13 protein-coding genes are annotated in these 11,648 nt (G+C 67.2%); 3 read left to right on the top strand and 10 right to left on the bottom strand.

Going from position 1 to position 11,648, the window contains the following annotated elements; all coding sequences use genetic code 11:
• Position 1: 1 nt before the first annotated feature.
• Positions 2-805, bottom strand: coding sequence for a 2-keto-4-pentenoate hydratase (locus K7G82_RS16505; RefSeq protein ID WP_222991015.1), 804 nt, complete (start codon positions 803-805; stop codon positions 2-4).
• Between the two features lie 85 nt (positions 806-890).
• Between K7G82_RS16505 and K7G82_RS16500 the strand changes: the two genes are divergently transcribed.
• Complete coding sequence (locus tag K7G82_RS16500) at positions 891-1,658, top strand: IclR family transcriptional regulator (protein WP_222991014.1); 768 nt, start codon at positions 891-893, stop codon at positions 1,656-1,658.
• A 3-nt stretch (positions 1,659-1,661) separates the two neighbouring features.
• Here the strand turns inward: K7G82_RS16500 and K7G82_RS16495 are convergent, their stop codons facing one another.
• A complete protein-coding gene (locus K7G82_RS16495) occupies positions 1,662-2,570 on the bottom strand; it encodes an AraC family transcriptional regulator (protein WP_222991013.1) in 909 nt (302 codons plus the stop codon).
• A gap of 88 nt (positions 2,571-2,658) precedes the next feature.
• Here K7G82_RS16495 and K7G82_RS16490 point away from each other — a divergent pair, with 88 nt between their 5' ends.
• Positions 2,659-3,501 (top strand): SDR family oxidoreductase, encoded by an 843-nt coding sequence (locus K7G82_RS16490; protein ID WP_222991012.1) that lies wholly within the window; start codon positions 2,659-2,661, stop codon positions 3,499-3,501.
• A gap of 228 nt (positions 3,502-3,729) precedes the next feature.
• On the opposite strand, the gene K7G82_RS16485 is transcribed toward K7G82_RS16490, so the two are convergent.
• From K7G82_RS16485 to K7G82_RS16465, 5 genes are read right to left on the bottom strand one after another with little or no spacing between them, the layout of a single operon-like run.
• The gene (locus K7G82_RS16485; protein WP_222991011.1) at positions 3,730-4,749 is read right to left on the bottom strand and encodes an amidohydrolase family protein; all 1,020 of its coding nucleotides are present in this window, start codon (positions 4,747-4,749) and stop codon (positions 3,730-3,732) included.
• 8 nt (positions 4,750-4,757) lie between these two features.
• A complete protein-coding gene (locus tag K7G82_RS16480) occupies positions 4,758-5,279 on the bottom strand; it encodes a 3-hydroxyanthranilate 3,4-dioxygenase (RefSeq protein WP_222991010.1) in 522 nt (173 codons plus the stop codon).
• 1 nt (position 5,280) lies between these two features.
• A complete protein-coding gene (locus K7G82_RS16475; protein WP_222991009.1) occupies positions 5,281-5,739 on the bottom strand; it encodes a RidA family protein in 459 nt (152 codons plus the stop codon).
• Positions 5,736-6,515: a 2-keto-4-pentenoate hydratase gene (locus tag K7G82_RS16470; RefSeq protein ID WP_222991008.1), complete on the bottom strand. Its 780-nt coding sequence runs from the start codon at positions 6,513-6,515 to the stop codon at positions 5,736-5,738. Before K7G82_RS16470 ends, K7G82_RS16475 begins: the two co-directional genes overlap by 4 nt.
• An 8-nt stretch (positions 6,516-6,523) precedes the next feature.
• On the bottom strand, positions 6,524-8,002 hold the full coding sequence (locus tag K7G82_RS16465; protein ID WP_222991007.1) for a 2-hydroxymuconic semialdehyde dehydrogenase: 1,479 nt from the start codon (positions 8,000-8,002) through the stop codon (positions 6,524-6,526).
• A gap of 110 nt (positions 8,003-8,112) precedes the next feature.
• On the opposite strand from K7G82_RS16465, the gene K7G82_RS16460 reads away from it, so the two are divergent.
• Positions 8,113-9,078, top strand: coding sequence for a LysR substrate-binding domain-containing protein (locus K7G82_RS16460; RefSeq protein WP_222991006.1), 966 nt, complete (start codon positions 8,113-8,115; stop codon positions 9,076-9,078).
• Positions 9,079-9,085: 7 nt separating this feature from the next.
• Here K7G82_RS16460 and kynU read toward each other — a convergent pair whose 3' ends face one another.
• From kynU to K7G82_RS16445, 3 genes are read right to left on the bottom strand one after another with little or no spacing between them, the layout of a single operon-like run.
• The gene (gene kynU, locus K7G82_RS16455) at positions 9,086-10,348 is read right to left on the bottom strand and encodes a kynureninase (RefSeq protein ID WP_222991005.1); all 1,263 of its coding nucleotides are present in this window, start codon (positions 10,346-10,348) and stop codon (positions 9,086-9,088) included.
• A gap of 5 nt (positions 10,349-10,353) precedes the next feature.
• Positions 10,354-10,794 (bottom strand): VOC family protein, encoded by a 441-nt coding sequence (locus tag K7G82_RS16450; protein ID WP_222991004.1) that lies wholly within the window; start codon positions 10,792-10,794, stop codon positions 10,354-10,356.
• A gap of 16 nt (positions 10,795-10,810) precedes the next feature.
• Positions 10,811-11,617, bottom strand: coding sequence for an aspartate dehydrogenase (locus tag K7G82_RS16445; protein WP_222991003.1), 807 nt, complete (start codon positions 11,615-11,617; stop codon positions 10,811-10,813).
• Positions 11,618-11,648 lie beyond the last annotated feature (31 nt).

Raw genomic sequence — 11,648 nt, 5'->3', positions numbered from 1 at the left:
GTCATGCTCCTTCGAATGTGAAGCCGGCCTCTCCCAGGCCGCCGATCTTCGCCACGACATGGTCGCCGCGATTGAGCGTCACCATCGGGCCGAGCGCGCCGGTCAGCACGATGTCGCCCGCCTTCAGCCCCTCGCCGACCGTGGACAAGGTGCGCGCGAGCCAGGCGGCGGCGTTGAGCGGATGGCCGAGACAGGCGGCGCCCGCGCCGAGCGAGGCGACCGCGCCGTTCACTTCCAGCGCCATGCCGCAGGTATAGAGATCGAGCCCGTCGAGCGGGCGGCGATCGTCGCCCAGCACGAAGAAAGCGGACGAACCATTGTCCGCGACCGTATCGGCGAAGCTGATCTTCCAGTCGGCGATGCGGCTGTCGACGATCTCGATCGCGGCCACCGCATGGTCGGTCGCCGCCGCAACATCGGCCGCCGTCGCGTGCGGGTCGTTCAGGTCGCGGCCCAGCACCAGCGCGACCTCGGCCTCGGCCTTGGGCTGGAGAATGGCGGCGGCGGGCAGGATGCCGCCATTGTCGATGCGCATGTCATCGAACAGCACGCCGAAATCGGGCTGATCGACGCCGAGCTGCGCCTGCACGGCCTTTGCCGTCAGGCCGATCTTGCGGCCGATGATGCGGCGGCCGCCATCCTGCCAGAACCGCGTGTTGATGGCCTGGACGGCATAGGCGCCCGCGCCGTCGCTCGTCTCGAGCCCGTCGCGCAGCGGCGCCACCGCGCCCGTGCGATAGGCGTCGCGAAGCCGGGCGGCGATTTGCTCGTGCGTGGCGGTGCCGGTTTGCTGATCCATGGTCATGACCTCTCCAGTTCCGCGTCGTCGTATCGCGCGGCGGGGTGGGCGGGCAATTTACGCGGCCGATTTTTGCTCATAATGTGAGCGGATGGTATCGGGCCCCCAATCTCCCGCCGGCACGGGCGCGCTCGACAAGGGCATGGAACTGCTTGCCCTGGTCATCCGTGATGGTGGCCGCACGCCCGCCGCGACGCTGGCGGCGCAACTGGGGCTGCCGGGATCGACGGCACGGCGGGTGCTCGGCGCGCTTGCGCGACAGGGGCTGATCGCGCGCGTCGAAAAGGGGCGCTATGCTGCGGGCGGGCAATTCGCCGATCTGGCGCGGACGATCGATCCTGACGCGACCCTGGCCAGGATCGCGCGGCCGCTGCTGCGTCGCCTGGCCGTGGCCAATGGCGCGACCGCGCATCTCGGCATCTTCGACGATTTCATGGTGACCTATCTGGTCAAGGAAAGCCCGAAACCATCCGGGCTCTTCACGCGCGAACATGGCCAGCTTGAAGCCTATTGCACCGGCGTCGGCAAGATCCTGCTCGCGCACCTGCCGCCGGAGGAACTGTCGGTGTTTCTCGAAGGCAGCTTCGTGCGGCTGACCCCGCGCACCATCACCGAGCCCGATGCGCTGCGCGCGGAGGTGGAGCGTGCCGCCGCGCGCGGCTATGCCGTGGATGACGGCGAGATGGCGGACGAGATTTTCTGCGTCGCCGTGCCCATCCTCGATCGCCGAAGGCGCGCGGTCGCGGCGATCTCGCTGTCCTCCACGCCCGCGCGGATGGGCTGGCCACGGGTGGAAGCGGTCGCGGCCGATCTCACCGCCTGCGCCGGCCATATCGCGGCGCGCGCGGGACTGGTTTGAGAATCAGGCGCCGGCGGCAAGGCCGCGCGCGAAAGCACCGGGCGCGCAGCCGATCCTGCGGCGGAACGCCGTGCTGAACGCGCTGGCGGATTCATAGCCAATCTCCTCGGCGATGCGATCGAGCGAGGTGCCTCCCCGGCTGAGCGCTTCCTTGGCAAGCGCCATGCGCCATCGCAGAAGATATTCGATCGGCCCGCATCCGACCGTATCCGCGAACCTGGCCGCGAAGGCGGATCGGGACATGCGCGCGATGCCGGCCAGTCCGGTAACGGTCCATCGTCCGCGCACATCGGCATGGATCGCCTGCATCACCCTGGCGATCGCGGGATCGCGCAGGGCGGCCAGCAATCCGGCCTGATGGCTTTCGCGCCCGATCGCCTCGTGCCGCAACACCTCGACCAGCATGACTTCGATCAGCCGCGCGAGGATCATCGCGCCGCCGGGCCGGTCGTCGGCGCATTCCTCGATGACGAGCGTGGCGATGCGCGCGAGCCGGTCGGTATCGCGCCGGTCCGCGCGGACATGGATCAACGCGGGCAGCAATGTTGCGAGCATCGCCGCATTGGCGGGTTCGATCTGGAAGCTGCCGCCCAGCATCCGCAGGTCCGGCGGCCCGTCCGCATCGCCGTGCCGCACCGCGCTTGCCGTGGGTTCGACGGGAATGGCGGCGATGCCTGTGCGGCTCGCCAGTTCGAATGCCGGGGTTGCCGGCAGGAGCACGAAATCGCCGCGATCCAGCCGCACGGGTTCGCATCCCTCGAGCGTGAGCCAGCCGCTGCCGTCGAGCACCAGCGCGAAGCCTGGCTGGCCATAGGCGGCGTAGCGGACGGCCCAGTCGCCCCGGCCCTCGATCGGCTTGGACAGGGCGGTGTGCGGGCGCAGCAGCGCGATGATGTCGCTCAAAGGGTCCATTCTGGACGATCCATAATGAAATGCGGATGATATATTATAGATCATCCTGCCGGCCTGTCTATCTTCCGCCCATCACAAGGAGATCGACATGAACAGGACCATTCTCATCACCGGCACCTCGTCGGGCTATGGCAAGGCGATCACGATGCTTTTCCTCGATCGCGGCTGGAACGTGATCGCGACGATGCGCCGCCCGGATCCGGCGGTTTTCGGCGGCGAGCATGCGCGGCTCGAGCTTGTCCGCCTCGACGTCACCGATCCGGAGAGCATCGACGCGGCGGTCGCGGCGGGCGTCGCCCGGTTCGGCGCGATCGACGTCCTCGTGAACAATGCCGGCATCGGCCTGGCCTCGGCGGTGGAGGCGACGCCCGATACCGTCATCCGCGAGGTCTTCGAAACCAACAGCTTCGGCGTCTTCGCCACCTGCCGCGCGATCATCCCGCAGATGCGCCGGCAGGGCCATGGCGCCATTGTCAACGTCACGTCGAGCGCCGCGATCGGCCCGATGCCGCTGGTCGCCATCTATGCCGGCAGCAAATGCGCGGTGGAGGGCTATACCGAGGCGCTGGCCTATGAACTGCGCCCCTTCGGGATCGATGCGCGCCTCGTCGAACCCGGCTATGCGCCGACGACGAATTTCACCGCCAATGGCGGCGCGCGCATGGCCGGGCTGATTCCGGCGGATTACGCTGATTTCGCCCAGGCCTGTTTCGCGCGGATGGCGGACTATCCGACACCCTATTGCACCGAGGCCGAGGTGGCGGAGGCGGTGTTCGCCGCCGCGACCGACAAGGGCGATGCGATCCGCTATCCGGCGGGGGCGGACAGCAACATGCTCGCCGAGTTGCGCTGGTCGACGTCGGAGGATCGTTACCGGCGCCGGATGCGCGAGATGTTCGATCCCACTTTTGCTGCTGAGGTGGTGGCTTAAGACGAATATCTGACCCACACCGTCATGCCAGCGCAGGCTGGCATCTTCCACAGAAAAAAGGGCCCTCTGGTGTGCCCAAGAACACCTGCGGCGGCCCTCTTGCCCGCGCGGGCGGGCAGCGTCCACATAACAGGGCGGGATGTGGTTGGCAGATGCCAGCCTGCGCTGGCATGACGGTGTGGGACCTGGTTGATCCCGACGCCATCGTCCGAACCGATCTCGATCGTCTTACGCGAACTCCTCCATGCATTCCTCCAGATTGAGGAAGCGGGCGGCGTTGGTGCCCAGCAGCTTGGCGCGCAGGCTGGCGTCGAGCCCCTGGTCCTCGCGGATCATCTGGCCGACCACCTGCTCGCCGAGCGGGAAGGGATAGTCCGAACCGAGCACCACCCGGTCCTCGCCCATCACCTTGATCAGCATGGCGAGCGCATCCTCGTTGAACACCGCGGAATCGACATAGAAGCGATCGGTGTAGGACGAGGGCAGTTGGGGGCAGTCGACGCGGACGATGTCGCGGTTGCGCCAGGCATTGTCGACGCGGCCGAGCAGGAAGGCGAAGCTGCCGCCGCCATGCGCGAAGCACAGCCGCAGCGAACGCGGCAGCTTCTCGAACGCGCCCGACAGGATCAGCGACAGGATCGAGAGCTGGGTTTCGGCGGGCATGCCGACCAGCCACGACATCATATATTTGGGCATGCGCTGCTGCGCCATCATGTCCCAGGGATGGATCAGCACCGCCGCGCCGACATCGGCGCAATGGTGGAGGAAGGTGATGATGCCGGCATCGTCGAGATTGCGATCGCCGACATGGTTGCCGATCTGCACGCCGATATGCCCTTCGGCCATCGCGATATCGAGTTCGGCGCAGGCCGCGTCGGTATCCTGCAACGGCACCTGGCAGAGCGACTTGAGCCGCCGGGGATCATGCGCGCAGATCTCGCGCGCGGCACCGTTGAACAGCCGGGCGACTTCGCGCGCCTGGTCGGCCGGGCGGCCATAGGCGAAGAGCAAGGGCGTGGCGGACATCACCTGCACGTCGATGCCATGTTCGTCCATCGCCTCGATCCGGCGCTCGCCGCTCCAGCAATCGTCGAGCACGGGCCGGAATTCCTTCTGGCCGAGCATCAGCATCGCGCGGCCCTGCCCGAGCTGCTTCATCCAGGGCCAGTCGGGCGTGCCGAAGCGCGCCTCCAGATCGGGCCAGTGTTCGGGCAGGAAATGGCTATGGATATCGACCGAGAACGACATGATCTGACTTACGCCTTGCCGGGATGGAGGGTGCCGCACGCGCGGCAGGTTCGGAGGTCTTCGCTGTCGTAGAATTGCGCGAAGAGCGGGGGCAGGTCCGCGACGATGCTCTTGAGCTGCACCTCGACGCGGTGGACGATCTCGCCGCAGTCGCCGCAATACCATTGGAAGGCGTCGAGCATGCCGGCGGGGCGCTGGCGTTCGATCACCAGCCCGATGCTGCCCGCGACGGGGCGCTGCGGCGAATGCGGCACGCCCGGCGGCAACAGGAAGATGTCGCCTTCGCGGATCGGCAGGTCCTGAGGCTTGCCGTCCTTCCACAGGCGCAGGTTCATGTCGCCTTCGATCTGGTAGAAGAACTCCTCGCAGGGATCGACATGATAGTCGGTGCGCGCATTGGGGCCGCCGACGATGGTGACGATCAGGTCGCTGTCCTGCCAGATCTGCGCATTGCCGACGGGCGGCTTGAGCAGGTCGCGATGCTCCTCGATCCATTTGTGGAAATTGAAGGGGAGGCCATATGTCAGCATCTCAGTTCGCCTCGCTGCCGTCTTGCCCGCGCGCCCTGGGCGCATAGGCGGTTGCCTTGATCTCGATGAGGAGATGGGGGTGGGGAAGCTGGTGCACCGCCACCGTGGTGCGGGTGGGGCCGTCGGTGCCGAAATATTCGGCATAGACTGCGTTGAATCCCCGAAAATCGTTCATGTTGACGAGGAAGACGCCCAGATCGACGACATCGCCGAGCGTGGCGCCCGCGTCCGCCAATATGTCGGCGATATTCTCGATCACGGCGCGGGTCTGCGCGGCGATGTCGAGCGTGGTCGCGCCGAATCCGTCGGCCTCCGCGCCCGCGATGCTGTTGTCCGCGCGGCGCGCGCTGGTGCCCGAGACGAAGATGAAATCGCCCGCGCGCCGATAATGCGGAAAGGCGCCGCGCGGCACGGCCTTGCCGGGGATGACCCGGCCCGCTTTCACGGCATCCCCGCTCATGCGGACGCTCCGACGACGCTGAAGCCGGCCTGGCCGAGCGGCCCGGCGTCGAGCGAGACCCGGATGCCGGGTTTCAGCGCCTCGGCCGAGGTGGCGGCGCCGCACAGGATGATCCAGCCCGCCTCCAGCGTCACGCCCGATGCTGCGGTCAGCCGCGCGGCCTCGACCAGCGACTGGACGGGATCGCCGAGAATGGCTTCGGTCGAGCCTGACTGGACCGGTTCTCCGTCGAAACGCATCGTCATGCCGATATCGGACAGGTCGTCGAACGGCGCCTGCCAGGGGCCGATCACGAATGCCGAGGATGAGGAATTGTCGGCGACGACATCGCTCAGCGCGAAGCGGAAATCGGTGTAGCGGCTGTCGATGATCTCGATCGCGGGCGCGATCTCGCCGATCGCCGCGCGCGCCTCGGCCGGCGTCACCGCGCCTGACAGTGGCGCCTTCAGCCGGAACGCGATTTCGGGTTCGGCGCGGGGATGGACGAAGCGGGCCATGTCGAGCGTGCCGCCGTCCGCGATCCGCATCGCGTTGGTCAGCCGGCCCCAGATCAGGTCGGATACGCCCATCTGCGCCATCTTCGCGCGGCTGGTGAAACCCATCTTCATGCCGACAAGCGTTTCACCGCGCGCGATGCGGCGGTCGATCAGGCGCCGTTGCACCGCATAGGCGTCGTCGAGCGCGAAGCCGGGATGCTCGGCGGTGATCTGCGCGGTCGAGCGCGCGGTCAGCGCGGCGGTGTCGAGCCGTTCGGCGATGAGATCCAGATCGGGCATAAGCGCGCTCACAATTTGATGCAGATGTTCATGGGTTCGGAATAGAAGGCCAGCGAATGTTCGCCGCCCTCACGGCCGATGCCCGACAGCTTCACCCCGCCGAACGGCGTGCGCAGGTCGCGCAGGAACCAGTCGTTGACCCAGACTACGCCGGTTTCCATGCGTGCCGCGACACGGTGCGCGCGGCCGACGTCGCGTGTCCAGATCGCGGCGGCCAGGCCGTAGCGCGAGTCATTGGCCATCTCGACCACCGCATCCTCGTCATCGAAGGGCGCGATATGGCAGATGGGGCCGAATATCTCCTCGCGCACGCAGCGCGCGGTTTCGGGCAAGCCGGTCAGGATCGTCGGTTCGACGAAGAAGCCGTTGGCGATGTCGCCGTCGAGCGCGGGCACGCCGCCACCCGCCACGATCGTCGCGCCTTCCTCCACCGCGAGCCGGTAATAGCCGAGCACCTTGTCGCGATGCTGGGCGGAGATCAGCGGCCCCATATCAGCGCCGTCGAACGGATCGCCGACCTTCAGCGCATTCGCCCGCGCCGCGAGTTCGGCGACGAAGCGGTCATAGATCGGCCGTTCGACATAGACGCGTTCGGAGCACAGGCAGACCTGCCCGCAATTGGAGAAGACCGAGCGCATCGTGCCCGCGATCGCCGCGTCGAAATCGGCATCGGCGAAGACGATCGCGGCGTTCTTGCCGCCCAGTTCGAAGGAGAGCGGCTTCACCCCGTCGGCGGCGCCGCGCATGATCGTGGAGCCGGTCGCGGATTCGCCGGTGAAGGTGATCGCGTCGATATCGGGATGGCCGACCAGCCATTCGCCGGTCGATCCGCCGCCAAAACCATGGACGAGGTTGAACACGCCGGCGGGCAGGCCGACCTGATCCATCACTTCGGCGAGCAGGGTGGCGGTCGACGGCGTCTCCTCCGACGGCTTGGCGACGATGGTGTTGCCACACGCCAGCGCGGGCGCGACTTTCCAGGTGAGCAGCAGCAGCGGCAGGTTCCAGGGGGAGACCACCGCGACCACGCCGAGCGGCCGCGCGATGCTGTAGTTGATCGCACCGCGCCCGTCGGGCGTGTCGCTCTGGAAGCTCGTCATCGCGCGCGCCTGGGCGAGCGCCGCGAAGCTGCGGAAATTGGCGGCACCGCGCGGAATGTCGATCGTCGTCGCCTGGAGCAGCGACTTGCCGGTGTCCGCGATCTCGGCGGCGACGAACTCGTCGAACCGCGCCTCGATCGCGTCGGCGATGGCGACGAGCATCGTGGTGCGCGCGGCCAGCGTCATCCGCGCCCATGGGCCTTTGAGTGCGCGCTTCGCCGCGCTCACCGCTGCGTCGACCGCCGCCTTGTCCGCCAGCGCGACATTTCCGATCGCCTGGCCGGTCACCGGATCGACCACCGGAAAGCTGGTTTCCGATCCGACGAACGCGCCGTCGATGTAATTCGGAAGGGTGCGGCCGGCGAAGGGATAGGGGGTTTTCGGCATTCGGATTCCAACGCTCGGGCTTTGTGAATGCGCCAAAACTATGGATTGTTTTTATAATGCGAAAATAATATTTTGAGGGCGTTGTATAACTTTACTGTGATAGGACGGCGATGGCTGGAGAGGCGACACCGCAGGTCGTGGAGAACCGGCTGCTCGCGCGGCTGAAGCTGCGCCAGCTGAAATTGCTGATCACCGTAGGCGAGCAGCGCAACATCCTGCGCGCCGCCACCCTGCTCAACGTCGCCCAGCCGGCGGCGACCAAGATGATCCGCGATCTTGAGGCGACCTTGGGCATGCAATTGTTCGAACGCTCCTCGCGCGGCGTGACGCCGACGCTTTATGGCGACGTCATCATCCGCCACGCCAAGCTGATCCTGGCGCAGGTCCGCCATGCCAGCGAGGAATTGCTGTCGCTGCGCGAAGGCACGACGGGCAAGATCGCGGTGGGCACGCTGCTCGCCGCCGCACCCAGCCTGCTGCCGCGCAGCATCGTCGCGCTGAAGCGCGAGCGGCCGGGCATCACGGTTTCGGTGGTGGAGGGCACCAACGACAAGCTGATGCCGATGCTGCGCGTCGGCGATCTCGATCTGGTGGTCGGCCGCCTGCCCGAATATCGCGAGCGCGAGGGTCTGGTGCAGGAAATGCTCTATGACGAGCCCGTCTCGATCGTCGTGCGCAAGGATCATCCGCTGACCCGGCTGCCGACGGTCACGCTCGCCGATCTCCAGGCGCAGGACTGGATCATGCCGCCGCCTGAAACCTCGCTGCGCCGCCAACTCGAGGAATGTTTCCGCAAGGCCAAGCTGGAACTGCCGGTGCGCGCGGTGGAATCGGTCTCGATCCTCGCCAATTACGCGATCCTGCGAGAGACCGACATGGTCGCGGCGGTGCCGTATCAGGTGGCCGATGCCCAGCACGATCTGGTGCGGCTGCCGGTCAATCTGGAGATCGGCTATGGCGCGGTCGGCGTGACGCTGCGCGAGGGTGTCGATCGGTCCCCGGCGACGAATTATTTCGTCGCCGTGCTCAAGCGCGTCGCCGCCGAATCCGCCGCCGACCATGCCGGCGACGGATAAGCAGCAATCAGGTCACGGCCTCGACGGCGGCGAAGGCGGGATCGCGCCAGGCACCGCTCATCATGATGTCGTGGAGGATCTCCACCGCATCCCAGATATCGACATAGCGCAGATAGAGAGGCGAGAAGCCGAACCGGATCGACGACGGCGCCCGGAAATCGCCGATCACGCCGCGGCTGATCAGCGCCTTCATGATCGGATAGCCTTGGGGGTGCTCATAGGCGATATGGCCGCCGCGCGCGTCTGGATCGGCGGGGCTGCCGAGTTCGAAGCCGGCATCACCCAGCCGCGCCGCGACCAGATCCTGGAACAGGGCGCCCAGCGCGCGCGATTTGGCACGTGCGCGATCCAGCCCCGCGCGTTCGGCGATGTCGATCCCGGCTTCGGCGGCGACCATGCTCAGGATCGGCTGAGTGCCGGTGAGCGTCCGGCCGATGCCGGTGGCGGGCGCATAATCGCGATCGAAGGCGAAGGGCGCGCCATGGCCCCACCAGCCGGTCAGCGGCTGGACGAGATCGGCCTGGTGGCGTTTCGCGGCGAACTGGAAGCCGGGGCTGCCGGGGCCGCCGTTCAGATATTTATAGGTGCAGCCGACCGCGAGATCGGCATTGCAGCCGTTGAGGTCGACGGGAATGGCGCCCGCGCTGTGGCACAGGTCCCACAATGCCAGCGCGCCGGCTTCGTGCGCCCGCGCGGTGATCGCGGCCATGTCGAGGATATGGCCGGTCTTGTAGTGGGTCTGGGTGAGCACCACCACCGCGACATCGCCATCGATGGCGGCGGCGATAGCGTCATGTTCGGCGAAGCGGATGACATGGCCCTGGCCGAGCGTGGCGATCAGCCCCTGGACGACGTAATTGTCGGTCGGGAAATTGCTGCCCTCCATCACGATCACGCGGCGATCGGGGCGCAGCGCGAGCGCGGCGGCGACCATGCGGAACAGGTTGATGCTGGTGCCGTCGGTCATCACGACTTCGCCCGCATTGGCGCCGATCAGCCGCGCGATCCGGTCGCCCAGCCGATAGGGAAGCTGGAACCAGCCAGACCGGTTCCAGCTCGTGATCAGCCGTCGGCTCCATTCCTCGGTCGCGGCTTCGTTGACGCGCGCCAGCGCCGCGCTCGGGCTCGGCCCCAGCGAATTGCCGTTCAGATAGATGGTGGCTTCGGGAAGCGTGAATTCGCCGATGAAGCCGGCCAGCGGATCGGCCGCGTCGCGGGCGAGCGCGGCTTCGCGGGAGAGGTCGGCGGGAAGGCGCGGGGCGGTCGCCATGCCGGTCAGGCCGGCCTGGGCTTGAAGGTGGCGGTGCCCACCCAGCCGCGTTCGGAAACGTCCATCATCACCCCCTCGGGACCGGTCATCTTGTATTCGGCATTGTCCTTGGCCGGGTTCATGCCGAGCCCCTGCGCTATATTGACGTCGTGGCGCGGGGCAAAGCCGGAGTTCTCGAACCGGTCGACGATCTCCTCGATATCCTCGCACTGGAAGCCGAGATGATGGAGGCCGGTATAGCCCTCGTCGAACTCCATGCCGGCGGCGGGACGGTTCTTGAAGTTGAGCAATGCGATGTTGATCGTGCCGTCGGTGACGTAATAGCCGCGCGCGTTGCGGCTATCGATGCGGCCGGCGATCGTCCAGCCGAGCACCTCGACGAAGAATTTGGAGGCGTTGTCGGGGTCGGCCGATGCGATCGCGACATGCTTGAGGTGAACCGTCATTCTTGAGTTTTCCTTTCTAGCTGCCCACGCGCAGCGGGGCGCTCAGGCCGCGCAGCGCCGCGATCATGCTGAGCGCGGTGATCCGGCCGGTGCCGGGATTTTCGTCGGTCGGGATATTCTCGATCTCCAGGCCCAGCCTGGCGCTGTCCGAGTCCACATCGATGCGATGGCAGTTGCGGACCTTGCTGGGATCGGCCCAGATCTCGAGTTCGGTACGATCGGGACCGATGCCCGCCAGGCCGAGCGCCGCCGCGACATTGACGTTGGAGGGAAAGGCGAGCGCGCCTTCGCGCGCGCTGCCGCGAAACAGCAGCAGCGGCTCGGTCAGCGCGTCGAGGTCGATCCGGTTCTCGACCACATATTTGGCGGTGCGCAGCGAGCGCGGCGGCTTGCGCGTGACCATGCGCACCGAATGGATGGTGCCTTCCGCCGCCGCGCGCACCGCGTCGAAGCCCAGCAGCGCGCCGGTCGCCAGGATGATCTGTCCACCGCCCCGGCGGGCATGGTCGACGATGTCGGGATGCTGGAGGATCGCGGCGCCGCTGACGGTGACGAGCGTGCGGCCCGCCGCCAGCGCCGGTTCCGCGATCGCCGCGAAGGCGGCGGTCGGCGCGCATTCGACGATGATGTCGCAGCGTTCGGCGAGTTCGGATGGCCCGACCAGCGGGACGGCGATGCCCAGCGACGCCATCCTCGCCTCGGCGGTTTCGCGTCGTCCCGAACTGAGCGCCGCGAGCGCGAGCCCGGGCAGGTCGTGCACGAGGCGCGCGGCGACGACCGCGCCGATTGTACCGAAGCCGGCGATGCCGACGCTGTGAGTCATGATTGGCCTTCCGCTGATCAGGCGGCGAGCA

This window comes from Sphingomonas colocasiae, assembly GCF_019880585.1.
Taxonomy (GTDB): Bacteria; Pseudomonadota; Alphaproteobacteria; order Sphingomonadales; family Sphingomonadaceae; genus Sphingobium_A; species Sphingobium_A colocasiae.
Note: the sequence above shows the minus strand (reverse complement) of the source record. Positions and strands in the feature narration are given on the sequence as shown.